This is a genomic window from Anaerocolumna jejuensis DSM 15929 (assembly GCF_900142215.1).
Lineage (GTDB): Bacteria > Bacillota > Clostridia > Lachnospirales > Lachnospiraceae > Anaerocolumna > Anaerocolumna jejuensis.
Genome location: NZ_FRAC01000014.1, coordinates 82,971 through 108,152, shown reverse-complemented (window position 1 = coordinate 108,152; position 25,182 = coordinate 82,971). Strand labels below are relative to the sequence as shown.

General features: G+C 42.7%; 18 protein-coding genes. 10 read left to right on the top strand and 8 right to left on the bottom strand.

Features of this window, described 5'->3' with window-relative positions:
- Positions 1 to 215: 215 nt before the first annotated feature.
- Complete coding sequence (locus BUB77_RS14655; RefSeq protein ID WP_073277209.1) at positions 216 to 1,364, top strand: carbamoyl phosphate synthase small subunit; 1,149 nt, start codon at positions 216 to 218, stop codon at positions 1,362 to 1,364.
- Positions 1,352 to 4,552, top strand: a complete 3,201-nt coding sequence (gene carB, locus BUB77_RS14650) for a carbamoyl-phosphate synthase large subunit (RefSeq protein WP_073277208.1) — start codon at positions 1,352 to 1,354, stop codon at positions 4,550 to 4,552. The genes BUB77_RS14655 and carB overlap by 13 nt, the downstream gene beginning before the upstream one ends.
- Before the next feature lie 126 nt (positions 4,553 to 4,678).
- Here carB and BUB77_RS14645 read toward each other — a convergent pair whose 3' ends face one another.
- A complete protein-coding gene (locus BUB77_RS14645) occupies positions 4,679 to 6,397 on the bottom strand; it encodes a S8 family peptidase (RefSeq protein WP_073277206.1) in 1,719 nt (572 codons plus the stop codon).
- 276 nt (positions 6,398 to 6,673) lie between these two features.
- Between BUB77_RS14645 and BUB77_RS14640 the strand changes: the two genes are divergently transcribed.
- Positions 6,674 to 9,310 carry an EAL domain-containing protein gene (locus BUB77_RS14640; RefSeq protein WP_073277204.1) on the top strand — a complete coding sequence of 879 codons (2,637 nt, stop codon included), beginning with the start codon at positions 6,674 to 6,676 and terminating at the stop codon, positions 9,308 to 9,310.
- A gap of 392 nt (positions 9,311 to 9,702) precedes the next feature.
- On the opposite strand, the gene BUB77_RS14635 is transcribed toward BUB77_RS14640, so the two are convergent.
- Positions 9,703 to 10,842: a peptidylprolyl isomerase gene (locus BUB77_RS14635; RefSeq protein WP_073277203.1), complete on the bottom strand. Its 1,140-nt coding sequence runs from the start codon at positions 10,840 to 10,842 to the stop codon at positions 9,703 to 9,705.
- A gap of 377 nt (positions 10,843 to 11,219) precedes the next feature.
- Here BUB77_RS14635 and BUB77_RS14630 point away from each other — a divergent pair, with 377 nt between their 5' ends.
- The gene (locus tag BUB77_RS14630) at positions 11,220 to 11,486 is read left to right on the top strand and encodes a zinc ribbon domain-containing protein (RefSeq protein ID WP_073277201.1); all 267 of its coding nucleotides are present in this window, start codon (positions 11,220 to 11,222) and stop codon (positions 11,484 to 11,486) included.
- Between the two features lie 126 nt (positions 11,487 to 11,612).
- Here the strand turns inward: BUB77_RS14630 and BUB77_RS14625 are convergent, their stop codons facing one another.
- Together BUB77_RS14625 and BUB77_RS14620 are read right to left on the bottom strand one after the other, a co-directional pair.
- Entirely contained in the window at positions 11,613 to 12,548 is a 936-nt protein-coding gene (locus tag BUB77_RS14625; RefSeq protein WP_073277199.1) for a M14 family metallopeptidase, read from the bottom strand.
- A complete protein-coding gene (locus BUB77_RS14620; RefSeq protein ID WP_073277197.1) occupies positions 12,545 to 13,489 on the bottom strand; it encodes a M14 family metallopeptidase in 945 nt (314 codons plus the stop codon). The genes BUB77_RS14625 and BUB77_RS14620 overlap by 4 nt, the downstream gene beginning before the upstream one ends.
- Positions 13,490 to 14,226: 737 nt before the next feature.
- On the opposite strand from BUB77_RS14620, the gene BUB77_RS14615 reads away from it, so the two are divergent.
- The 3 genes from BUB77_RS14615 (at position 14,227) to BUB77_RS14605 (ending at position 17,832) form a co-directional block, all read left to right on the top strand.
- A complete protein-coding gene (locus BUB77_RS14615) occupies positions 14,227 to 16,419 on the top strand; it encodes an alpha-galactosidase (RefSeq protein ID WP_073277195.1) in 2,193 nt (730 codons plus the stop codon).
- 19 nt (positions 16,420 to 16,438) lie between these two features.
- Positions 16,439 to 17,353 (top strand): DUF1848 domain-containing protein, encoded by a 915-nt coding sequence (locus BUB77_RS14610; protein ID WP_073277193.1) that lies wholly within the window; start codon positions 16,439 to 16,441, stop codon positions 17,351 to 17,353.
- A 266-nt stretch (positions 17,354 to 17,619) separates the two neighbouring features.
- Complete coding sequence (locus tag BUB77_RS14605; RefSeq protein ID WP_073277191.1) at positions 17,620 to 17,832, top strand: hypothetical protein; 213 nt, start codon at positions 17,620 to 17,622, stop codon at positions 17,830 to 17,832.
- Positions 17,833 to 17,908: 76 nt separating this feature from the next.
- Here BUB77_RS14605 and BUB77_RS14600 read toward each other — a convergent pair whose 3' ends face one another.
- From BUB77_RS14600 to BUB77_RS14590, 3 genes are read right to left on the bottom strand one after another with little or no spacing between them, the layout of a single operon-like run.
- Entirely contained in the window at positions 17,909 to 18,793 is an 885-nt protein-coding gene (locus BUB77_RS14600) for a LysR family transcriptional regulator (RefSeq protein ID WP_073277189.1), read from the bottom strand.
- Between the two features lie 17 nt (positions 18,794 to 18,810).
- Positions 18,811 to 19,179, bottom strand: a complete 369-nt coding sequence (locus BUB77_RS14595; protein WP_073277187.1) for a VOC family protein — start codon at positions 19,177 to 19,179, stop codon at positions 18,811 to 18,813.
- A 17-nt stretch (positions 19,180 to 19,196) separates the two neighbouring features.
- Positions 19,197 to 19,922: an MBL fold metallo-hydrolase gene (locus tag BUB77_RS14590; protein ID WP_073277185.1), complete on the bottom strand. Its 726-nt coding sequence runs from the start codon at positions 19,920 to 19,922 to the stop codon at positions 19,197 to 19,199.
- A 283-nt stretch (positions 19,923 to 20,205) separates the two neighbouring features.
- Here BUB77_RS14590 and BUB77_RS14585 point away from each other — a divergent pair, with 283 nt between their 5' ends.
- Positions 20,206 to 20,418: a hypothetical protein gene (locus BUB77_RS14585; protein ID WP_073277183.1), complete on the top strand. Its 213-nt coding sequence runs from the start codon at positions 20,206 to 20,208 to the stop codon at positions 20,416 to 20,418.
- Positions 20,419 to 20,461: 43 nt separating this feature from the next.
- On the opposite strand, the gene BUB77_RS14580 is transcribed toward BUB77_RS14585, so the two are convergent.
- Positions 20,462 to 20,836 carry a helix-turn-helix domain-containing protein gene (locus BUB77_RS14580; RefSeq protein WP_073277181.1) on the bottom strand — a complete coding sequence of 125 codons (375 nt, stop codon included), beginning with the start codon at positions 20,834 to 20,836 and terminating at the stop codon, positions 20,462 to 20,464.
- Between the two features lie 426 nt (positions 20,837 to 21,262).
- Here BUB77_RS14580 and BUB77_RS14575 point away from each other — a divergent pair, with 426 nt between their 5' ends.
- A complete protein-coding gene (locus BUB77_RS14575; RefSeq protein WP_073277179.1) occupies positions 21,263 to 21,775 on the top strand; it encodes a ferritin in 513 nt (170 codons plus the stop codon).
- 597 nt (positions 21,776 to 22,372) lie between these two features.
- On the top strand, positions 22,373 to 25,018 hold the full coding sequence (locus BUB77_RS14570) for a beta-mannosidase (RefSeq protein WP_084124265.1): 2,646 nt from the start codon (positions 22,373 to 22,375) through the stop codon (positions 25,016 to 25,018).
- Positions 25,019 to 25,182 lie beyond the last annotated feature (164 nt).

The window sequence follows — 25,182 nt, the reverse complement described above, 5'->3', positions numbered from 1 at the left end:
CTCCGTTGAAATTCTAATAAAAAAAGTTCTTGTTTTTTTGAAAGAGATGTGATAGAATTTTAGCAATTTGGGTATCTGTAGGCTGGATAGGGAGAGTAGTATGGGGAAAAATAAGTATTCTACTCTTTTTTTTCGGGCAAAAACAGGTATTAGGCTGCTTTTGCAGGCAAAGGGAACTGTTAAGTGTACGACATTGAAAGGAACAGGTGGAAGTTATGAAAGCTTTCTTAATACTGGAAGACGGCAATGTATTTGCAGGAACAAGTATTGGTTCAACAAGGGATGTTATCAGTGAAATCGTATTTAATACCTCCATGTCGGGCTATCTGGAGATTCTGACAGACCCCTCCTATGCGGGACAGGCTGTTGTTATGACATATCCTCTGATTGGAAATTACGGGGTATGCTATGAGGATATGGAATCCAGAAAACCTTGGGTGGACGGTTATATCGTAAGAGAAATCGCAAGGAGACCAAGTAACTTTCGCAGTGAGGACACCATTGAATATTTCTTAGAGCAGAACGATATTCCGGGAATTGCAGGAATAGATACCAGGGCCCTTACCAAGATATTAAGGGAAAAGGGTACCATGAACGGTATGATTACCTGCAGGGAAGATGTGGATGTAAAAGAAGTAATAAAGGAATTAAAGGCCCATAAGGTAACAGGAGTGGTAAAGAAGGTAACCTGTGCACAAAAGCAGAGCTATCTGGCAGAAGATTTTACACCCTCTCTTGCAGACCTTGCAAGAAGCGGCTTAAAAGTACACCCTTACAAGACAGGGCACTATAAAGTAGCCTTATTGGATTATGGTTCCAAGGATAATATTAAGGACTGCCTGCTAAAAAGAGGCTGTGATGTGACAGTATATCCTGCTCTTACAAAGGCGGAGGAAATCCTGGGAGACGGCCCCGACGGCATTATGCTTTCCAATGGACCGGGAGATCCGAAGGAATGTACAGAGATAATTGAAGAGATTAAGAAAATGTATCAAAGTGATGTTCCCATCTTTGCAATTTGCCTGGGACATCAGCTTATGGCATTAGCCTGCGGCGGAGATACCAGTAAGTTAAAGTACGGGCACAGGGGAGCGAACCATCCGGTAAAGGATTTAAAGACGGGCAGAGTCTATATCTCTTCCCAGAACCACGGATATGTGGTGGAGGATGGAAGCCTGCAGGAGGACATTGCTGAAAAGTACTTTATCAATGCCAATGACGGTACCATTGAAGGCTACCATTATCTGAACAAGAATATATTCACAGTGCAGTTTCATCCCGAGGCCTGTGCAGGTCCTCAGGATTCCGAGTTCCTGTTTGACGAATTTATTAATATGATGGAGGTGCAGGTATGCCAAAAATAGAGAATATTAAAAAGGTTCTGGTTATTGGGTCCGGTCCTATTATAATCGGGCAGGCAGCGGAATTTGATTACGCCGGTACACAGGCCTGCCGTTCTTTAAAGGAAGAAGGGATTGAGGTTATTTTGGTAAACTCCAACCCCGCAACCATCATGACGGATAAGGACATTGCAGATAAGGTATACATTGAGCCGCTGACACCGGACATGGTAAAGAAGATTCTTCTATTTGAAATGCCAGACAGTGTGCTTCCTACCCTGGGCGGCCAGGCAGCACTTAATATTGCCATGGAATTGGAAGAGTCCGGTTTCTTAAAGGAAAATGGTATCCGTTTAATCGGAACGACCTCGGAGACCATCAAGAAGGCGGAGGATCGTCAGGAATTTAAATCCACAATGGAGAAAATCGGTGAGCCCTGTGCTCCTAGTACCGTTGTAACAAAGGTGGAGGACGCCCTTAGCTTTGCGGAAACCATCGGCTATCCTGTTGTTGTAAGACCTGCCTATACCCTTGGGGGAAGCGGCGGCGGTATTGCTCCCGATGCCGAAATTCTGAAGGAAATCTGCTCCAATGGCTTAAGGCTAAGCCGTGTGGGCCAGTGTCTCATTGAGAGAAGTATTGCAGGCTGGAAGGAAATCGAGTATGAGGTCATGAGGGATAAGCAGGGCAACTGCATCACTGTCTGCAACATGGAAAACCTTGACCCCGTCGGTGTGCATACCGGTGACAGTATTGTTGTGGCTCCTTCCCAGACCTTGTCGGATAAGGAATACCAGATGTTAAGAAGCTCCGCTCTTAATATCATTACCGAGCTAAATATAACAGGGGGCTGTAATGTGCAGTATGCCCTGAATCCTGATACATTTGAATATTGTGTAATCGAAGTAAATCCAAGGGTAAGCCGTTCTTCTGCGTTAGCCTCCAAGGCCACCGGATACCCCATTGCCAAGGTAGCGGCTAAAATTGCCCTAGGCTATAATCTGGATGAAATCCCTAATGCTATTACCGGTAAGACCTATGCCAGCTTTGAACCTGCCCTGGATTATGTGGTAGTGAAAATTCCAAAGTGGCCTTTTGACAAATTCATAATGGCAAAGAGAACCCTGACCACTCAGATGAAAGCAACAGGAGAGGTTATGAGTATCTGCACCAATTTTGAGGGTGCCTTAATGAAGGCGTTACGCTCCCTGGAGCAGAATATTTACAGCTTAAATTACGGCAATTACGGTAAATATTCCACAGAAGACATCAAAGAATTTCTCTACCGTATAGATGACCGCCGTTTATTTGTCATAGCGGAAGCAATCAGAAGAGGCATTTCTTATGATGAGATATTTGAAATTACCAAAATAGACAGATGGTTCCTGGATAAAATAGCAATTCTGGTTGAAATGGAAGAAGAGCTGAAGAATAAGCCTTTGACCAGAGAGCTTTTGGAAGAAGCCAAGAGGCTGGAATATCCAGACCGTGTAATTGCAGAGCTGACAGGAAAAAGCCTCGAAGAGATTAAGAAGCTCCGTAAAGAAGAATATAAAATACTGCCTGCCTATAAGATGGTAGATACCTGTGCTGCGGAATTTGAAGCCAGTACTCCTTACTATTATTCCTGCTATAAAAGTATAAATGAAGTTGAGAAGACCAGGGACAGAAAGAAGGTCATGGTCTTAGGCTCCGGCCCTATCCGCATCGGCCAGGGAATTGAATTCGATTATTGTTCCGTGCACAGTGTCTGGGCCCTTTCAAAGGCAGGCTATGAGACCATCATCGTAAATAATAACCCGGAAACCGTAAGTACCGACTTTGATATTGCAGATAAGCTTTATTTTGAGCCTCTTACACCGGAGGATGTGGAAGCAATCGTTGACCTGGAGAAGCCGGACGGAGCGGTAGTTCAGTTCGGCGGACAGACGGCCATCAAATTAACGGAAGCACTTCTTAAGATGGGAGTACCCATCCTTGGAACCAGTGCGGAAAATGTAGATGCAGCAGAGGACAGAGAACTATTTGATGCTATCTTAGAGGAGTGTTCCATACCAAGACCTGCCGGAAAGACCGTATTTACAACGGAAGAAGCTATTAAGGTGGCCAATGAGTTAGGTTACCCGGTACTGGTAAGGCCCTCCTATGTATTAGGCGGCCAGGGCATGCAAATTGCCATCAGTGACGAGGATATCCGTGAATTTATGGCAATCATCAATTTAAATGTCCAGGAACACCCCATTCTGGTAGACAAATACCTGATGGGTAAGGAAGTGGAAGTGGATGCGGTCTGTGACGGAGAAGACATCCTGATACCCGGTATTATGGAGCACGTAGAGCGTGCCGGTATCCATTCCGGTGACAGCATCTCCGTATATCCTTCCCAGAATGTTTCGGAGAAACTGCAGGAGGTCATCGTGGAATATACCAGAAGGCTTGCAAAATCCCTGCATGTTATCGGATTAATCAATATACAGTTTATTGTTTACCATGATGAGGTATATGTAATAGAAGTAAATCCCCGCTCCAGCCGTACGGTGCCTTATATCAGCAAGGTAACCGGTATTCCTATCGTAGAACTGGCTTCACAGGTAATTCTCGGAGGCCGGTTAAAGGAATTAGGCTACGGAACGGACCTTGCTCCCAAGGCAGGCTACATTGCAATTAAGATGCCCGTATTTTCTTTTGAAAAGCTCTACGGTGCAGACATCAGCCTGGGACCGGAAATGAAATCTACCGGAGAGTGCTTAGGGATAGCAAAGACCTTTAATGAGGCCCTTTATAAAGCCTTCTTAGGCGCCGGCATCAATCTGCCAAAGCATAAGAAAATGATTATTACCGTAAAGGATGCAGATAAGCTGGAGGCTGTGGAGGTAGCAGGAAGATTCAGAAAACTGGGTTATGAGATTTATGCAACCAGAAGTACAGCAAAATTCCTGAATGATAACGGGGTTAAGGCGGTACCTGTAAATAAGCTGGATAAAGAGTCACCTACTATCATCGACCTTATTATGGGACATGAAATCGACCTGGTAATCGATACCCCTACCCAGGGAAGGGATAAATCCAGAGATGGATTTTTAATAAGAAGAACCTCCATCGAAAACGGTGTGACCTGCCTTACTTCCCTTGACACGGCAGGAGCATTGGTAACGAGCCTTGAAATTGCCGATATTAATAATATATCACTGGTAAATATTGCAGATTTATAAGAGGCAGTTGTAAATACAGCAACCTGTCCCAAAGAGGAAAGCAGGAAAGAAAAGCTGTTAACTGGCTGTGGCCAAAGGAGTATTTCCTTTGTAAAATAGCTGGTTAACAGCTTTTTGCATGCCCTGTTACTGAAATGACCCGGGGACGGTTTCACCCCGGAGGCTGTTAAAGGAATTGTAGATATCCAGAATGCCATAGCCCCATTCCCTATTGGGATAAGTCAGATTCGGGTCTCTTCTTGCACCCCGCAGCATCAGGTTCTTGATTTCAACGCTGTCAAGCTGGGTGTAATAGCCTTCTGTAATTCCCCATTGTAAGACCATGGCCGCGACACCTGCGGTATGGGCGGCTGCCACACTGGTTCCCGACATGGTCGTATATTGGTTGCCGGGAGCGGGACCGATTAAATTCACTCCCGGAGCAGCAAGATCCGGATTGATGGAATTTGTTCTGGTAAAACCCCTGCTGGCATTCAGATAAAGGCTGCCGTTGGTATTATTATAGGCCGTTACAATAATGGGTATTAAGGTATTGGCGGGAGAAGTCAGGGTAGTGTAAGGATTGGGTTCCACAAAGGCAGTACTGGTATCCAGAAACTGGGATATGGGAAGCCAGATATGAAAGGTGGCCTGCAGATCACTGCTGGAATATACCCGGAACCGCCATATACCTTCCGTGGGAGAGGTAAAGCGCATCAATATCAGCTGGTCTCCTGTCTGGGACTCTACCAGCTGGTAGTCCACATAAATAACCGTTTTCTCAAAGATGAAGCGTATTACCCTCGTTTCACCGATTCTTGCAGGAATGCGGGGAATGTATTCGCCCGTAGGAGAGAGGATATCAATTGAAAAGGTGCTGGGGGCCGCTCCCCAAAGCTCCATGGAAAATCCATTTACATTACTGCCAACATGGAGGTCTACGCTTATAAAGTCTGTGGAGCTCTGTATATTCCCCTGAAAATGGTGTCCTGTATTTCCTTCATTCCCTCCGGCAATGGTAATGCCTACACCGCTGTTATCAGCCAGCAGCGATAAATAGGTGCTTAATATGCCTCTTTCATCATGGGCGCCCTGAGAGGTACCAAAGCCGATACATATGGATATCGGTAAGGAGAGGCTTCTGGCAACGGCCATCAGATAATTGACACCAAATAAAATATCTGTTTCCGAATAACATATGGCATCCTGTGGGATGCGAAAAAATTCTCTGATAAAAGGCTTAGCCTGTTTCAGTTTTACGACTATAATGGCAGCTTCCGGGACAACTCCGGAAAACCGCTGTGCCTCATTGGTATTACCCGCTATGATGCCGGAAAGGAAAGTGCCATGTCCATTCTCATCCGTACTGGGAACCACGGACAGGGGATTGGGGTTTGCAAGTGCTTCGTTAAGCTGTTCCCTGGTATACTCCGAGCCATACAGGAAGCCTTCCGGAGGAGGGCCCGTCTGAATGGTCTGGTCCCAAATGGAAACAATCCTGGAAGTTCCGTCCGCATTGCGGAAGGCTTCGTGAGTATAGTCAATTCCAGTGTCTATGATACCGACCAGTATTCCGTTCCCTCTCAGATTAAAGACCGGGATGTTACGAATCCTGGTAACTCCTGAGCTTTCAAGGCTGCTGATATCCATAAGGCCGAAGCAGCTTGGGAAGACACTGTAGCCGTAAGTCTGAATCATATTTTCAGGTACATTTGCAAGAGGAACAAAGACGGCAGTATGACTATTGGTAATGGGAGTTTGACAAGTGTTTTCTATTGCCAGAAATCGACTCAGCGGAGAACCATTTTCCACAATAAAGTCAGCGTATTCATCACTAATGATATATTGTCTGCAATCCTGGTCCATGGCTCATCTCCAAAAATAGTTTTACTAACTAAATATATGAGCAAATATCATTAATATTCGCTGGCGGTAGGAATTCTTTCCGGAAAACAGTTGTAATTGTGTTATGTTTTAAATAGCGGTTGTGGAATAACAGAAATCATGATATAATGTGTACAATTATACAGGTAAATGATCAAGGATGACAGGAATTTACAGCATGGATGGTAAAAATGAAATATGTCTGACTTAAGAGAAAACACCTTTCCAAAAAGGTATATATATACAAGAGAGCAACTAATGGACTTCTTTATAACGACCCCTCTGCCGGAAGGTGTTATCAGCAATTATGTACAAAAGGATAATTGTGTCGAATTTATCTGTAACGACACGATTTATTGCGTGCTGGTTGATGGGGGCAATTGGGAGGAAATCAGGCAGGAGCTGACACACCGGAAAGAGTTAAAATTGATGGAGAAAAACAGAATAATGGAACGGGAAAAGTTGGATTCTCTGACCGGTCTGTACCACAAGGAGTACAGCCGCAAAGTAATAGAAGAATTTCTGAAAACTTCTGCTTCAGAGCAATACCATGCATTAATGCTGGTGGATATTGACAATTTTGACGTGGTAAATGAAAACTTAGGATATCTGTTTGGAGATACGGTATTGGTCAATATTGCGGAAGCCCTGCGCAAGAATTTCTATGATACGGATATTGCAAGCCGCATCGGCGGTGACGAGTTTCTTATCTTTATAAAAAATGTTTCCAATGCAGAACTCTTAAAAGAAAAGGCAAGGATAATCTATTCGGTTTTTGCCAATACCTATACAGGAGAAAATAAGAATTACAAATTATCCTGCAGTATCGGAATCTCAACTTATCCAAAGGATGGAATGAATTTTCAGGAATTGTTCTTAAAGGCTGATGCAGCACTTCTTTATGACAGAGAAAATAAGCCTGACAACGAGGAGATTCATTTCGGACATTTCTATGGTGACATCGCCAACCCCGGCCTGTATCTGGATAATGAGTGCTTTCATAAATACCAGATCAACCGTACCAAGGGCTTTGGCAGCAACAATTTCGACAAGGAAATAACTGCTTTTGCCTTTGATATTATGTCCAGGACAAAGGATGTCAACAGTGCCATTAATTTGTTATTAAATAAAGTAAGAGTACAGTTTGGCTGTTCCCAGATTTGTATTTTTGAATATGCTTCCGATACTCCTGATTTTATGATGACTTATTTCTGCTCCAATGATAAGATGGAGGCCGATAAGAAGGAGAAGGAAGAATTTTCTGATTATTTAAAAGGACATTCCTTTACTTTCAGCGAGTCCGGGGTATATTCCCTGACGGAAATAACAGAGGATGACAGGAAGGAAGAGGCACTGAAAAAGATTGGTGTGAAAGCACTGCTTCAATGTGCCATATTTGAAAATGATGTATTAAAGGGCTGCATAAGCGTTCATGATTATGAAAAGTGCAGAAATTGGAGCGATTATGAGCTGGATTCCTTTCTTACCATCACAAAAATAATATCTTCCTATTTGTTGAAATTAAGAGCTTCAGAACGTGCCAGCAGGCAGCTGTACATCATGAAGAATTTCGATGCACTTACAGGACTCCCTACTTTACATAAATTTAAAAAAGATGCCAGCAGCATCATAAGCAGTACGGAGAGCAAGTGTGAAAGAAAAACACTTTCACAGTCCGTTATAAATGGCAGTACCGCAGACAAGTCTACGGTATGCAGTGGGAGAAAGTCTGCAATAATATACTTAGATATTACAAAATTCAAGTATCTTAACAACACCCTTGGCTATGAGACAGGGGATAAAATCCTATGTGATTTTGCTTCTATTATTTACGAGGAAAATAAAAGTAAAGAGGGTATTGCCAGAATTTCTGATGATAATTTCGCAGTATGCCTTACCTATCAGAAGGAAAATGAAATAATTGATTATATTCAGAATATCAATGATAAATTTAGCCAGATACAAAAAGCCAAGTACCCTGGTACAAAGTTCATTGTAGCAAGCGGTATTGCATTAGTAAACCCCAAAGAAGATATTACCGTTGCCATAGACAATGCCAACGTTGCCCGGAAGACTGTAAAAAATGCCTCCCAGTCCACCTATTGCTTTTTTGATATCAATATGCAGCTGAACCTTCAGAGGGAAGCGGAAATCAACAATACCATGGAGCAGGCATTAAAGGACAAGGAGTTCGTCGTTTACCTGCAGCCCAAGGTGAACCTCCAGGATAACAGTCTGGTAGGGGCAGAGGCACTGGTGCGCTGGATAAGGGATGGAATAATAATCATGCCCGGAGATTTCATTCCGATATTTGAAAATAACGGCTTTGTGGTAAACCTGGACTTTTACATTTATGAAGAAGTATGTAAGATCATCAAAGAGTGGATGAGCCAAGGCAGAAAGCTTGTCCCGATATCTGTAAATGTATCAAGAGTACACCTGCATGATGAAAGATTCGTAGACGAGATCAAGAAATTAGTGGATTCTTATGAAATTCCATATAATCTGCTGGAACTGGAGCTCACGGAAAGTATATTCCTGAACAATACCGAGGCTGCCCTTTCAGCAATGAGAAAGCTTAGAAGCTTAGGCTTCGGTGTATCCATTGATGATTTCGGTGCAGGATATTCCTCCCTTAACCTGTTAAAGGATATGGCAACGGATGTTATCAAGCTGGACAAGGGATTCTTCGGCCACGATAATATGCAAAGGGAAGAACAGATCATTGTATCAAGCATAATCAGCATGGCAAAGCAGCTTAATATGAAGGTGCTGTCCGAGGGTGTAGAAACCCAGAACCAATCCGATTTCTTAAAAAGTGTACTTTGTGACATGGCACAGGGCTACCTTTTTTCCAAGCCCATGCCAGTCAGTGAATTTGAAAAACTAATATAAATAATTAAGCCTTTAGCAAATACCCTGTTCTGAAATAAACACAGGCAGTTTGCACAAAATAGAACGTATGAATGCGCCTATGGAAATGTATTAGAAGTCCTTTTCTCTGAAGATTTTGTGCTATATCATCAAGCAGATTGTTTTAGCTAGCGAGTTATCTGTTTGATGATATGTCCAGCACAAAACCTTCAGAGAATTAGGACTTCTTATACATTGTAATCGAAGCATTCATACGTTCTATTTTGTGTAAACTGCCGTCCCCTTTCGAAAGACTGCCTTTTGTCTAACAAACCATAGATTAAAATCTGAAAAAAAGTACCCTGATAATTAAGCACAGCATCGCTTTCTGTGTCTCACTATCAGGGTACTTTTTAAGTTCTTATTTATTAAGATTACTTACCACTTTTGGTAGGTGTAGGTGTTGCAGTAGGTGTTGCAGTTGCATCTTTTGCGGTAGGTGTAGGTGTAGCGGTTATTCTCTCAGCCTTGGGAATCGTTGTTTCACCCATTACTATCTTAGACCAAACCTTATCATTTTCTGTAATCTTAAAATCCTTCTTGATTTCATTTTCATATTTTGTTGTAAAAGCTTTGTTCTGAGCCTCAGAAACAGCCTCTTTCACAGCAGCATCATAGCTTTCGGAGCTATTGTTATCTTTCATCTTTACAACGAAGTAACCGGATTTTGCTTCGATAACGTTGTCGGCTATCTTGTCATTTTCAAGTTTTAAAGCAGCTGCCTGATAAGCTTCATCAGCCTTGTTGTCATCCTTCATAAAGTTAAGGGTACTTGTGTTCATGTTGTCGAATTCTTTTGCAATATCAGCAAATTCCTTGCCAGCCTTTGCTTCTGTTAAAGCCTTGTTAATAGAAGTCTTAGCGGCTTCTTTATCCTTGGCAGGAAGGTCTACCAGTTTGTTGCTCTCATCGTACTTTGTGGTAGGGATAAACAGGTATTCCGTGTTGTACTGTCTGTATTTATCACGGTCAATGGTAGCTTTAATGTCAGCTTCCTTGATACCCAGGCCATCAATAACAGTCTGGTAATACTTGTCTGCAATCTGAAGTTTTTCCTGTGCTTTTGTAAGGTTTTCAGTGGTGAATCCGGTAAGCTTTAACTGTTCTTTCTTATCTTTCAAGGATGTCATTATAGATTCCACGTTGGATGTAACAGTTTTCTTTTCATTGTCAGTCAGGCTGTAATCCGCCTCTTTTGCTTTCAGGTAAAGAATTTCCCACATAACGGCGGCATCCATTACGCTTTTCTTCATCTGATCCCTCATGGTAGAACCTGAGCCTTCGGGGTATTCCATATCCCAATAACCAGGATAGTACTGGGCATAACTCTGTCCCTGACCTTCCATGGCATATATGAAATACATCATATCCTGCATATAAAGTTTGTCGTCATTAATGGTTACTACCAAGTCACCAGTAGAGCTTGTCTTTTTGCTGCAGCCGGCAGCGAACATCATTCCTGCTATCAAGGTAAAAACCAACAGTCGGGATATGATTCTTTTTGATCTTTTCACGGTGTTTCCTCCATTATATGTGATTCATGTGCAATGTATAAGATAGCACATACTACCATTTTAATACTTTTTCCATATAAGTCAAGTTTTATAAGCCGGTTTAAGAGAAAATAAAGAATTAGAGTATACTCTTTAGCAAAGAAGAGAGCTTTCGGATTTTCAATTAACTAATAGTTTGAAAATTTGAAAAGCAATTTTCATTTTCTGTTTGGATGGTTTTGGAAGTAAGCCTGCAAAATGTATGGTTGTTAAAATAAAAAAAACACATAAAAAAATTATAACAATTTTATAAACGTGACAGGCTTGTGTCAGGTTTCATCTGTTACACTTTAAGGGTAAGTAACGAAATAACATAATAGAATACAGGAGGCTTTAAAATGGAAGAAAAATATTGTCAGGTTTGCGGAATGCCAATGGGCGAAACAGATGAATTATATGGCACAGAGAAAGATGGTTCAAAGAGCAAGGATTATTGCAAGTATTGTTATGATAAGGGAGAGGTTACATTTAAGGGAACAATGGAGGACATGATTGAATTCTGCGTTCCCAATATGGTTGAAGCTAATCCTGGCATAAGTGAGGAGGAAGCCAGAAAAAGGATGAAAGTCTTTTTCCCGACTTTAAAACACTGGCAGGCAAAATAGGAATCAGAGTTTTTGTAAAACCAATGTTTTCATCCTTGAAAAAATAAAAGGCGTGCTGCAATAGGGGCTTATGGCTCGTTTTGCAGCATGTCTTTTTTGATAATCAGAATCCGAAACAGCTGTTTTTTATTCATGAAGCCTTCGAATCAATTTATATACCGTACAGTTTTCAATTACCAGAGGCTTTCTGTGAGCGAAAAAGATAATGCCGTCACTGGGAGCAATGATTTGGGAAATTACTTCTCCCTCAATAGGGTCTACCACCTCTGCTAAGAGGTCTCCAAAGGTAATCTCTTCGCCCGGCTCCTTAAAGCGCCGGTAGATGCCGGATACATCTGCACGGATGGACATCAGGCTTTCTTCTTCCAGGGTGGTCGCGATAAAGCCGTTGTGGCAGTTGTATTTGATAATGCCCATTCTGGTAAGGAAGCGGAGGACGGAAGATACTGCCTGTCCTGCGGATTTCTCATCAATGTGGTCGGTGGCGGAGGTATAAACGCTAAAAGCATTGGTTCCATTCATCTGCCAGCTGTAGTTCAGGGTTGCCGTATCAATGGGCCGGGGCTTTCTGGTAACCACATAGGGAAGCCCGAAGAGATTGGCAAGGCTGGTGTTCTGATAGCCTGTCTCCATCATTCTGACATGGGGAATAAAGTCTCCGGGTGTATGAAAGCTTGCAAATTGGATACCGTAATTATAGCCCTTCACAGCCTGGAAGATACCATCCGCAATTCTTCTTGTGGTTTCTCCTTCCGCATCACCGGGAAACATACGGTTAATATCCGTATTATCCATAGCCCAGAAGCGCTTTTCCACATTCATGGAATATTGATTGACGGAGGGGATGACCATAATTTCGTTATTGCTTACGATGCTGCCTGTTTTTTCAAGTCTTGCAAGAGTTCTGATTATCTGGGAGCAGATATAGAGCTGCTGGACCTCGTTGCCTCTGGTGGGACCTACGATGCAGGCTGATTTTTCACCCTTACCAAAGCGGTAGGCGGGAATGCTGATTTCGCCGCGAAAGGGAGAGGTAATGGAGTATACCGTATCTTTTATCATGCAAAATCACCTCCCAGAAGGCGGACAATCAAAGAGCCCTTGTTCACCACAGGATATTCTCTTAAAGTAAATACCATGCCGTCACAGGGAGCTAAAATATGCTGGTTGATCTCTCCTGTCAGGCTGTTTACGATATCGCCGATGACCTCCCCTTTTTTAATGCCCATCCAATGCTCTACTGCCGGAAGAAAGATTCCGGAGACATCTGCATGGACCATGGTAACCTCGCTTTGACCTTCGGAGGAGATAATGGGAGTCTTTGGCGTGATGACTTCTCCCTCCCACATGCCAAGCTCCTTTAAAAGGCAGAAGATACCTTCTGTGATCTGGTCCCCGAATTGCTTGGTAATACGCATGCCGGTGCCCATTTCCACTGCTATGGTGGGAACTCCGCTGGAATTAAGGGCATGGGTAAGGGTTGCATTCTGCACGGTAGCTGAAGGATGTACCCACACAAAATCAAGATTCAGAAGCTTCGCATAGGGCAGGAGCATTTCAGCATTTTCTTCAATCATACGTACCTGGGGGATTTCCCGCAGGAAGATGTTGGAGGAATGAAGGTCTACGCAAAGCTCGGCTCCCAGAATATCCTCTGCAATTGCCTGGGCGGCATTTTCAGCCATATCGCCATTTTTATTTCCGGGAAAGCATCTGTTCAGGTCAAGGTCAAAGGCCGGGATGCCTCTGGTGAGAGATTCGATTCCCAAAGGGTTAAGACAGGGATATATATCAATAATTCCATGGAGAAGATGCAGATTTGCATTTATCCTGCGGATTATTTCATAACAGATGTATTGGCCTTCCAGTTCATCACCGTGGATGCCTGATACAATGCAAATACGTTTTTCGTTGCCAGTTTTATTAATAGGTTCAATACGGTTTTTCCATATATGCATACTTTCTAATACCGGAAGATCGATAGAAAATACAGATTTAATCAAAAAACCACGTCCTTTCCGTATTTTTTCAATTTATCATACCATTTTTCAAAGGGAAAAACAATAAAACAAATTTATTAGTCACGACATACGCATGAATCTTTTAACTGTCACAATTTTAGAACCATCTTTTTTAAATTTATAAACTCCAGTATTTTTTCCCAACTAGCTGCATTTAGATTGTAATAAGGGGGGATTGGGAACGGACGATGATTTTGGCTTACCTTTCGTAATTTTCTCGTTCGGAGTTCCGAATTCCACTAAAATGCCGGCAGCTGTTCCTGGCAGGTAAAATTATACCAAACTCGCTGGAAGGTTGTATTTGTGCAGGGTTGTGAGCTCAGACAGTGGTATAATTTTACCTAGGAACAGCTGCCGCCATTTAAGTGTCATTAGGGAACTCCTCAATAGAAAATTACGAAAGGTAAGCCAAAATCATCTGGGGATTGGCAATAAACCCTTGGTCATCGTCCGGTTCCATAAACTTCCTTTCGTATGTAGTGTTTTTAATTGAATTATATTGTCTTATCTGGTATTAAAATCCCATATATTCCGGCCTTTTTATATCTGAAAGAGAAAAAACTGAAATTCCGGCTATTTAGTAGAAAATAATACATTGAACTTGGGGAAGTATTTCGGTAAAATGTGAAAGATAATGATATCTTTCGGAAATAGTTAGAGATATGAAATGAGAGAAGCAGTAACCCGCAGACAGGTTAAAAAGCAGAAAAGAGGGCAATATGAGCATACAATTTGAAGAAAAAACCAGCAGCTTTATCTTGCAGACAGAAAAGTCCACTTATATTATGCAAATACAAAGGCAGAAATTTTTATCCCATGTGTATTGGGGCGGTAAGATTCTAAATCCCAATGTAGAGGCTATGGTGAAGGCGGCAGGAAGGGCTTCCTTTAGCGCTACCACCGATGGGGACAGCCAGTTTTCACTGGATGCGATGCCAAATGAATATCCGGCTTATGGAAATTCGGACCTTCGTATGCCGGCATATCAGGTGCAGCTGGAAAATGGCAGCAGAATTACCGATTTTGCATATGAAGGCTATGAAATTGTGAAGGGCAAGCCGGCCTTAAAGGGCCTTCCCAGTGTTTATGCAGAGAGCGGGGAGGAAGCGGTGACCTTGCTCATCACTTTAAAGGATGCATTGACAGGTCTTAAGTTGATTTTAAGCTACACGGTAATGAAAGGGTTTGATGCCATTCTTCGCTCCGCACATTTCCTGAATGAAGGAAAGAAATCCCTTAAGCTCCTTCGTGCTCTCAGTATGAGCATGGATTTTGACAGCTATGATTTTGATATGATTACCCTGTCCGGAAGCTGGGCCAGAGAGCGCCATGAGGTCAGAAGGGCGCTGGTAAACGGAACCCAGTCCATTGAAAGCCGCAGAGGTGCCAGCGGACATTCTGAAAATCCCTTTATGGCCCTGGTATCAAAGAATGCCGGAGAGGACAGAGGGGAGGCTTATGGCTTCAGCCTGATATACAGCGGCAACTTTTTGGCAAGTGTTGAGGTGGACCAGTATAAGACGGCCAGAGTGGCAATGGGAATCAATCCTTTTGATTTTTCCTGGACATTGGAACCGGGAGAAGAGTTTTATACGCCGGAAGCGGTAATGGTCTACTCCAATGCAGGTATCGGTGAAATGTCCAGAACCTACCACAGGCTGTACCGCAGCCGTCTGGCAAGAGGAAAATACAAATATGCCGAAAGGCCCGTGGTTATCAATAATTGGGAAGCTACGTATTTTGATTTTAATGAAGAGAAGTTAAGGGAACTGGCAAAGGAAGCCGCTGCTCTCGGAATCGAGCTGTTAGTTCTGGATGACGGCTGGTTTGGAAAGAGAAATTCCGATACTTCCAGCCTTGGGGACTGGTTTGTCAATGAAGAAAAGCTGCCCGGAGGCTTAAAGGGTCTTGCCGATGCCGTGAAGGAAGAGGGAATGAAGTTTGGATTGTGGTTTGAGCCGGAGATGGTATCACCTGATTCCAGGCTTTACGAGGCCCATCCGGACTGGTGCCTCCATGTGCCTGACAGATTCCGGAATCTTGGTAGGAACCAGCTGATACTGGATTTCTCCAGAGAGGATGTTCAGGAAGCCATTATTACCATGCTGTCCGATATATTGGGCAGTGCTGACATTTCTTATGTAAAATGGGATATGAACCGCAATATCACGGATATCGGCTCTGAGCTGCTGCCAGCAGACAGGCAGATGGAAACCGCCCATCGTTATATCCTGGGAGTTTACCGTGTAATGGAAGAAATCACGGCAAAATTTCCACAGGTGCTCTTTGAAAGCTGCTCCGGCGGCGGCGGACGCTTTGACCCGGGTATTTTATACTACATGCCCCAGAACTGGACAAGTGATGATACGGATGCCGTAGAGCGTTTAAAGATTCAATATGGAACCAGCCTGGTTTATCCTGTCAGCGCTATGACCGCCCATGTATCCGCCGTTCCGAATCATCAGACCGGAAGGGTCACTTCTCTGGAATTCAGGGGAGATGTTGCCATGGCAGGAAATTTCGGCTATGAGCTGGATGCCGCAAAGCTGTCAGGAGAAGAAAAGGAAACGGTCAAGGCACAGATTTCAGCCTATAAGAGACTGCGAAAGCTTATCCAGTACGGAGACTTTTATCGTTTGTTAAGTCCCTTTGAAGGAAATCATACTGCCTGGATGTTTGTATCAGAGGATAAGAAGGAAGCGGTTGTTTTCTTCTACCGTGTACTGAATACTCCCAATGATGCCCTTTACCGCTTTTCCTTAGCCGGACTGTCGGAGGAGCTTGTATACGAACTGGAGGGAACGGATAGTGTGCTCAGCGGTTCCCAGCTCATGAATTACGGCTTGAATGTTCCGGCAGAGCTTACCTGGGGTGATTTCAGAAGTAAGATGTTCATTTTAAAAGCAAAATAGAGGGAAGGCAGGGGTCATTATGGTAATTAGTGCTTCCAGAAGAACGGACATACCGAGATTTTATTCACCCTGGTTCTTTCAAAGGCTAAGGGAGGGCTTTGTCCATGTCAGAAACCCCATGAATCCCAGGCAGGTAAGCAGGGTCAGCCTGTCAGAAGAGGATGTTGACTGTATTTGCTTTTGGACAAAGGACCCTTTGCTCATGCTGCCCCGGATACCCTACCTGTTCGAAAAGGACTATCCCTTTTACTTTCAGTTTACCTTAACTCCTTACGGGAATGATCTGGAGGTGAATCTCAGGGAGAAATCGGATATTGCAGATACCTTTATCGAGCTGTCAAAGCTTATTGGCGCAGAGCGAATAGAATGGCGTTATGACCCGATTGTCTTAAATGATAAATATACGGCCGCCTTTCACAGAAGGGCCTTTGGGGAATTCTGTGAAAGGTTATGTGGATATACCCAGGTCGTAAACATCAGCTTTGTGGATATTTATCAGAAAATCAAACGGCAAAGGAATACTGCTCTCATTCGGGAAATTACAGAAGAGGAGATGGTGCTCCTGGCAGCAGACCTTGCAGATATCGGAGGAAGGTATGGAATGGAGGTAAGAAGCTGCTGTGAAGAAGCACTTCTTTCCGTTCCCGGTATCAAAAAAGCAAGCTGTATTGATGGAGAATTGATTGAAAAGCTTCTGAAGCGGCCGATTAAAAGGGCAAAGGCAGCCAGCCAGCGGCCCGGCTGCAACTGTATTGACAGTGTGGATATCGGCGCTTATGATACCTGCAGCAACGGATGCTTATACTGCTATGCCAATACCAGTATCCAGACGGCTGTAAAGAACCAGAAATTGCATGAAAGAGAAGGAAGCTTACTGCTGGGAACTATAGCAGAAAACGATAAGGTTACGGAAAGAATTGTAAAAACGATTTAGATTTATTATTAAAATTTTATTATTTGGGTACCATAATCTAATCTCAGCCTTGGCACATGTAGATTGGGGGTATAAAAATGCATCGAAGCGACTTTCACGGAGCTGAGTGTATTTTTATACCTCCAATCTACATTCAATACCCCTGACTTTGATTTATGATACTCGAATCATATTTTAGAATATAATAAAATGGATACACACAATGTTCCGGGGAATACTATCCTTGCAGCAGGTAATCGAATTTTCAGGCAGAAAGGAAGTAACCGATGGAAAAGGACAGTAAGCAGACCAATAATAGTAAGGTAACTTCAAAGGAAGAGCCTAAAAAGCCGGAGGATAAATACGGCCAGACCAGAGACATCACCGTAGGTTCTGCCATGGTACACAAAGCAGCCTATGAGCCCCAGTCCGAATGCAATCCAGATAATGGTGCCTTCTTTGAAGAGAGAAGCAATCCTCTAAGCAGTAAAGGTAATTAAGAAAAAGAGATAGACGGTACCCTGACAGGCAGACACGAAAGAAAAGGTGTTAACTGGCAGGATACGTTTATCTCTTTTAATTTGTCAGTTGCTCAATGAAGTATCTGGCAGCATTGGAAAGGGGAATGTTCTCATTATAAGATGCTACCAGCTTTCTGGAGGGAAGGGTTTCCTTTAAGGTAATGGGCGTCAGCCGGTTGGAGGAATCCTTTCCGTAACAAAAATCCGGAATAAAAGCGATACCAAGCCCAATCTTTGCCAGGTCAATGAGCAGGTCATTACTGCTTAATTCCACCGCCGGTACAAGGTCCAGAGAATGCTGCAGGAACAGGTTGTGAAGAAATTCACTGGTGGTGGAATATTTGGTCAGCATCAGGATGGGATAGGAGAGAAGCTCTTCCAGGGACAGGGGGCCATCCTTCACCTCAAAAAAGTCTTTATTTACAATAAAGATATCATTGAATTCCAGAACTGTTTCAATATGCATGCTGTTAATAAGAGAGGAATTGGGGGAATTGGTAACTATGATATCCACCTCATTATTTTCCAGCATCTTGGCACATTGAAAGGAAGTACCGTTGGTTACCTTAATGTGTATCTTGGGATATTTCCGGTGAAAATCCTCTAAAAATGGAACCAGATAATAGCGGCATATGGTATCGCTGGCACCCAGGCGAAGCTGGCTTTCTCCTAAAGCGGAAGCTTCTAACAGCTGGTTCTCACCCCGGCTGATGAGATTAATGGCCGGCTCTATATGCTTAAAGAGCAGTTCGCCCTCCTTTGTAAGGGAAACCTTCTTGGTACTTCGAAGAAACAGGGTCTGGTTTAAATTCCCCTCCAGTACTTTGATGGATTGGCTTACGGCGGACTGGGATATATAGAGGGATGCAGCAGCCTCGGAAAAGCTTAATGTTTTTGCTACATAATAAAATACCTTATACAGCTCATAATTGATATCCATGAAATACCTCCTGAAAACTATTTTGCCGGAATTACCTCCAGCCAGTAACCGTCCGGGTCATTGATAAAATAAATCCCCATGGCAGGGTTTTCGTAACAGATACAGCCCATTTCCTTGTGCTTCTTATAAGCGGTATCATAATCATCGGTAACAAAAGCCAGGTGGAATTCATTGTCCCCCAGATCGTAGGGATGGTCCCAGTCGCTGAGCCAGGTAAGCTCCAATAAATGGGAAGTTTCCTTGTCTCCAAGATAAACGATAATAAAGCTTCCGTCCTCCGGTTCTTTCCGGCTGGTTTCGGTTAAGCCAAGAGCTTCTTCATAAAAACGGATGGATTTATCAAGATCCAGTACATTGATATTATTGTGTGCAAATTTGAATTTCATGGCAGTATCCTTTCTGATTAATCATCAATAAGGAAGGTTTGACCTTCGTCTGTAATTTCCATAATCTTATCCCGGTAGGGGATGGCTTCCTCTGAAGCTTTGAATTTACCTATCACACTGTAATCCCTCCAGAAGTGCATGGGAAAGGCATGGGCAGTGTCGGTATTTCTCATAAAGAAGTCAAAGCCGAGGGAATAAAACTCCTCTTCCTGCCTTGGGTCTAATACAAGAAAGGCAAAATCTATCTTTCTTCCGCCAAGCTTTCGAATCTCATCTTTAAAATTCTTTGTCATCTTCTGCTGCTCTTCCGGGGTATCCTCATTCCATAACCACCAGTTTAAATCACCGGCATGATAGAGGGTACGTCCCTTTTCCGTTATCAGGAAGGCTACACCCTTATCGGTGGAACGGAAGGTCTCAAGGGTAAAGGCAGGCAGTGAGAGAGATTCATTCTTACCAATAGTTATAATATGCTTTTTTGCATTTTCAAAACCGTCAGGCTCAGTAAAAAAAGATCTTCTTACATGGATATCTTTGGAGAGGATATATGTTATCTGAGGGTAGTCATTTAACAATTTAAAAATATCATGGTTAAAGTGATCCTGATGGGAATGGCTGGAGAATACAAAAAGGTGTTTTTCTTTTGGAAAAGTGGGAATATTACCTTTATAATAATCAAAGAGAAACACAGATTGCTCTGTTTCCACACTAAAGCAGCTATGGTGAATATAGGTTATCAGCATAAACACCTCCTGATTATATCGTATTAATAATCATATTCTAACTCAAATACAAACATTTGTACAGACTTAGGGTTAAATTTGATTATTGTAAATTTGTGTAGATATTTAGTGAAAACACTTGAAAAAAAAGCAAAATATGTATATTATGATTATATATTATTTGCTCGGGAAGCAAATAATTATGTAAACGGATTTTACTAATTTAATATCGTTGTTCGACAGTATTTACAAGGGCTATGGGGAAAACAAGGGGAAATGAAATACGGTTGGAGGAGGATAAATAATGGAAGCTAAGAGTAAGCTTTACAAAAGTAAGTATAGTAATCCGGTTAATTTAGGTGATAGTCCAAAACTGAGGTACTTTTACATTGAAAAGAAGCGGCAGGAGCTGCACAGGATGCTGAATTTTTATGGAGGCTCGGTAAATCATACGGAGATACTTGAGCTGGGGAGGGAATTTGACAATGCGTTCATGGAATTGTACCAAAGTAAGTAAATAAATAAAAAATCAGGTGCTTTCTCAACAGGAAGCACCTGATTCAACCCTTATTAGAGGAAGAACTTTTTTGATATAATTGTATCATTTGACCTTTTATAAAATCCTTTTGTTCATCGCTTAGGCGTCTGTAGTAACTGATGGCATTCCACTCATCTTTGTTCAGAGCTTTGTCGGGATGATAAGCAGTTCCTTCTTTAATTATATCCCTTGGACTATCTGTCATATCATTAAAAAGGTAATCAACCGTAACATCAAAATAAGAAGCAATCTTTCTGAGCGTGTCAGGGTCCGGAGTGCTGATATTTCTTTCATAATTTGACATAGTGGATTTACTGACACCAAGGATTTCTGCCATTCCGGTCTGGGTAAGGGCCTTCCCGAGACGAAGGGTTTTGATTTGTTTACCAATATCCATAAAATCACCTCTCCAACAAATACTATCATAAATAAATATTATTAAAATAGTGTTCTATTAATACTGGAAATATTCCAATAATATTTGACAAAGTCATAAAACTCTGCTATAATACAAATATAGGAAGCCGGACAACCTGAGCCGTATATTTTTAATAAAGCATAAGGTGGATAAACGATATTACCCCTCAGTAAAGTTGATGCTGCTTTATGCTTTATTAAAAATATATGACTTCAAGAAATAAATCTCATCATCAGCTGTTCTTTCATATAAAATTGAAAATAAAAATAATTTTCAAGAGAGTTCTCGTATTTCATTTCCAAACCGGGTAAGATATGGTATAATTAATTTGTGTACAACAGATAGAATAGAATATGATTAGTTTGTGCATAATCCCAAAGAATATAATAGAGAGGATGAAAGCATATGTTGAACCCGGAAGTATCAAAGCTATTAAACGAACAGGTGAACAAGGAATTTTACTCGGCTTATCTTTATATGGATATGGCAAATTATTATGCGGACCAGAACCTGAATGGATTTGAAAACTGGTTTATTGTTCAGATGCAGGAGGAAAGAGATCATGCCCTGTTATTCCGCCAGTACTTATTAAACAACAGCGAACAGGTTATCTTAACACAAATTGCAGGTCCTGATACCAGCTATAAGAACTTTAGGGAGCCATTAACACAGGCTTTGGAGCATGAGCAATTTGTAACTGCCTCTATTAATACCATATACGAAGCAGCCTATAAAAATAAGGATTTCCGCACCATGCAGTTCCTTGACTGGTTTATCAAGGAGCAGGGCGAGGAAGAAAAAAATGCCGATGACAACATCAAGAAATATGATTTATTCGGCGGGGACCCCAAGGGCCTCTACATGCTGGACAATGAACTAAAGGCAAGGGTATACACAGCACCATCCCTGGTTCTGTAGTTAACAGATTTGAATAGGTTTTGAGGCTGGATACTGTAACCGGTCTTTCGCAATCTCAGCGAAGGACCGGTTTTTTGCATGCAGGAAACACAGGCAGCAGGTATCACGGCAAACACAAGAAAGTTTATGGAAGCGGACGATGACCAAGGGGGTTGTTTTGGAGTTTTGTTACGCGAGAACCCTTATTCCACTAAAGCGGCAGAAAACGTAACTGGCAGGTAAATCAGTGCCAAACTCGCTGTGTCAAATATGGCTGTGTCAGTTAACGAGCTCAAACAGTGGCACTGTTTTACCTAGTCACGTTTCCTGCCGCTTAAGTGTCATAAGGAACCTCTTGAGACAAAACTCCAAAACAACCCCCTTGGTCATCTGTGTATATCCATCATTTGGTTTCATCTGTTTGCCGTGGGGCAGATATCGGTTGCACTTGTGGGCATAACCTGTAGATGATATAATTTACTGTATATAATACACATCATTTTAAAGGAGGATAGAGGAAAAAGGCTGCCGGAGAAACAGCCTGGCAGACAGAAGGTATGGGGAAATGCTTATAAACTTATTATCCGAAAACAAATTTCAAAAAGGGGTGTTTACAGGATGCAAAAACAAAGTTTATCAGGAGCTTGGGAACTTATTGACAGCAAGGGCACATTCAAAGTGACAGGGCATCTGCCGGGATGCAATTTTCTTGACATGATGGAGAACAAAATAATCAAAGACCCTTTCTGGGGACAGAATGAGAAGGAAATGCTCGAATACGTTGAGAAGGATTATGAGTATTCAAGGAGCTTTGACCTTGATTCCGGTATGTCAGCCAATGACAGTATTGATATTGTAATTACGGGTCTTGATACGCTGACGGAAATACTGCTAAATGGAAAAGTACTAGCAAATACGGACAATGTCCACCGTACTTACCGCTTTTCCGTAAAGGGATTGCTTCAGGAGAAGGATAATTACATTCGAATCCGGTTTTTATCACCCTTGCCCTACCTGGAGGAAAAGAACAGGGAGGATAACCTTAAGATTCACACTGGCATGGGGGTTGAAGGAATATCCCATATCAGAAAGGTACAATGTCATTTCGGCTGGGATTGGGGACCGGTGCTGCCGCCTGTTGGTATAAGCGGGAGTATCGAATTGCAGGGGCATGTTACGGCTGGAATTGAACAGGTGTCAATCAGGCAGGAGCATGTACAGGAAAAAGTCGTACTGCATATTGGTACAGAAATTACATCTTATAGTAATTTTAAGGTCGATACTCAAGAACCAGCAGAGGCCGTTGCTCAGGTGCCAACAGTAGATGTCGTTCAAATGCCCGGGAAGACTGTGCGGAAAATAGCACGCGAAAGCCAGGGACTAACCTTAAAGACCAGTATCCACCATCCTTCCGGCAGGCTGGAGACAGTGGAGGAAAAGCTTCAGGGGACCCAAGCCATGCAGATAATTGAAATAACAGGCCCGGAGCTTTGGTGGTGCAATGGCCTTGGAGACCAGCCACTGTATCAGGTGACGGTTGAACTTTTTGATGGTGACAGGCTGTTGGATACCTTAACTAAGAACATCGGACTGCGGACCATAGAGCTGGATACCGGGAAGGACAGTATCGGGAATAATTTTCGCTTCCTTGTGAACGGCGTGCCTATATTCGTAAAGGGTGCCGACTGGATACCCAGCGATTCCTTCATTACCCGCACGTCCAAAGAGGACCTGGAATTCTACATAGCAGGCGCAAAGGCTGCCAATATGAACATGCTGAGAGTGTGGGGCGGCGGTTATTATGAATCCGATGTATTTTACGATTTATGTGACCGGTATGGAATATTGGTATGGCAGGATTTTTGCTTTGCCTGCCTGCCCTATCCTTTTTATAACAAAGACTTTCTGGATAATGTTGAATTGGAAGTAAAGGACAATGTGCGCAGAATCAAACATCATCCTTCCCTGGCGCTGTGGTGCGGGAATAATGAAATTGAATTAATGTCCATGCTTTGGCGGAAGAACGCAAGACTAAAGGAGGCCAACAATAACTTTTTCCATAATATTTTGAAAAAATGGGTTAACAAAGAGGATGGAATTACTCCATACTGGCCGGGCTCGCCAAACTCTGGAATCCCCGACGGTAAGCCAAATGATTTTAACAGGGGGGATACCCATCTGTGGCAGGTATGGCATGGTATGAGACCCATTGAATATTTCCGGAAGATGCCCTCACGGTTCTGCTCGGAATTCGGCATGGAGTCCCTGCCTTCCATGAAGGCTATCCGTTCCTTTACCGATGCAGGAGAACCGGGCATCTTTGACCCGGTTATGATGTCCCATCAGAAATCCAAGGGCGGAAACCAGAAAATGCTTTTTTACCTCCTTGCCAAATTCAAGAATCCGGTCAGGTTTCAGGATTTTATCTATCTTTCCCAGCTGGTGCAGTCAGAGACCATCAGAGAGGCTACAGAGGAATGGAAGAGAAACATAGGCCGCTGCAATGGAGCCATCTATTGGCAGTATAATGACTGCTGGCCCGTTGCTTCCTGGGCGGGAATTGATTATCTGAAGCAGTTCAAGGCTGTTATATACGGCTCAAAAACCTTTAACCAGCCCTTAAGCGCTTCCCTGGATTTAAAAAAGGACAGGGCGGATATTTATATTGTCAATGAATATCCCCGGGAAGAGAAGGTGAAGCTTCAGTATGTGATAGAAGGCTTTGACGGCAGGATAATATGGCAGGAGGAAAAGGATGCGGCTCTTGCAGGGGTAAAAGCCTTCAAAGCATGGAGCATTTCTCTGGATACAGTGCTGAAAGGAGAGGCAAAAACGGATAAGGTCCTGATCATCCGTATTCTGAAAGAGGATAAGGTCCTGTTCTCCCAGAACCGCCTGCTGGTACCGGATAGAAAAGCACAGCTGCAAAAGGGTAGGATTGAGAAGGAGTGCACTAGAGAAGGAAATAAAGGGATTCTGACCCTAAAAGCTGATACCTACGCCCGCTATGTCTATGTTACGATTCCCGGTACCGATACGCCTTTATCGGATAATTACTTTGATATCAGAGGAAACGCAGCACATACTGTAACCTTTGATATGCCGGAGGGAATATCGGAAAAGGAGCTGCTAAATAAGATAGAAGTAGTGTCCTTGGCCCATGTACCCTTTAAGGGAAATAAGCTTTCCGATAAATTTCTGAGGCTTGCCATGCGTCTTCATAAGGATAATATCCTTGCTTGGATTATGTTTCGGTTTATCTGATGAACCCGGCTGGGCAGTAATTTTGATTAAAAGCTGCTGTGACAGAAGTAATCTATATAAAGTAAATATGTACAAGAATATATAGCGTAATAATTACCAAAATATACATCAAAATAAAGGGAGATGTTGCAAAAGTAGATGAATAATCTACTGGAGTAACATCT

What these genes read in the sequence shown, in the direction of transcription:
- BUB77_RS14600 (WP_073277189.1), bottom strand. Translation starts at nt 18,793, where the DNA reads ATGGATATCAATTATGAGCTGTATAAGGTATTTTATTATGTAGCAAAA.
- BUB77_RS14580 (WP_073277181.1), bottom strand. Translation starts at nt 20,836, where the DNA reads ATGGATATTGGTAAACAAATCAAAACCCTTCGTCTCGGGAAGGCCCTT.
- BUB77_RS14610 (WP_073277193.1), top strand. Translation starts at nt 16,439, where the DNA reads ATGGTAATTAGTGCTTCCAGAAGAACGGACATACCGAGATTTTATTCA.
- BUB77_RS14630 (WP_073277201.1), top strand. Translation starts at nt 11,220, where the DNA reads ATGGAAGAAAAATATTGTCAGGTTTGCGGAATGCCAATGGGCGAAACA.
- BUB77_RS14605 (WP_073277191.1), top strand. Translation starts at nt 17,620, where the DNA reads ATGGAAAAGGACAGTAAGCAGACCAATAATAGTAAGGTAACTTCAAAG.
- carB (WP_073277208.1), top strand. Translation starts at nt 1,352, where the DNA reads ATGCCAAAAATAGAGAATATTAAAAAGGTTCTGGTTATTGGGTCCGGT.
- BUB77_RS14640 (WP_073277204.1), top strand. Translation starts at nt 6,674, where the DNA reads ATGGACTTCTTTATAACGACCCCTCTGCCGGAAGGTGTTATCAGCAAT.
- BUB77_RS14645 (WP_073277206.1), bottom strand. Translation starts at nt 6,397, where the DNA reads ATGGACCAGGATTGCAGACAATATATCATTAGTGATGAATACGCTGAC.
- BUB77_RS14575 (WP_073277179.1), top strand. Translation starts at nt 21,263, where the DNA reads ATGTTGAACCCGGAAGTATCAAAGCTATTAAACGAACAGGTGAACAAG.
- BUB77_RS14595 (WP_073277187.1), bottom strand. Translation starts at nt 19,179, where the DNA reads ATGAAATTCAAATTTGCACACAATAATATCAATGTACTGGATCTTGAT.
- BUB77_RS14585 (WP_073277183.1), top strand. Translation starts at nt 20,206, where the DNA reads ATGGAAGCTAAGAGTAAGCTTTACAAAAGTAAGTATAGTAATCCGGTT.
- BUB77_RS14570 (WP_084124265.1), top strand. Translation starts at nt 22,373, where the DNA reads ATGCAAAAACAAAGTTTATCAGGAGCTTGGGAACTTATTGACAGCAAG.
- BUB77_RS14615 (WP_073277195.1), top strand. Translation starts at nt 14,227, where the DNA reads ATGAGCATACAATTTGAAGAAAAAACCAGCAGCTTTATCTTGCAGACA.
- BUB77_RS14655 (WP_073277209.1), top strand. Translation starts at nt 216, where the DNA reads ATGAAAGCTTTCTTAATACTGGAAGACGGCAATGTATTTGCAGGAACA.
- BUB77_RS14625 (WP_073277199.1), bottom strand. Translation starts at nt 12,548, where the DNA reads ATGATAAAAGATACGGTATACTCCATTACCTCTCCCTTTCGCGGCGAA.
- BUB77_RS14590 (WP_073277185.1), bottom strand. Translation starts at nt 19,922, where the DNA reads ATGCTGATAACCTATATTCACCATAGCTGCTTTAGTGTGGAAACAGAG.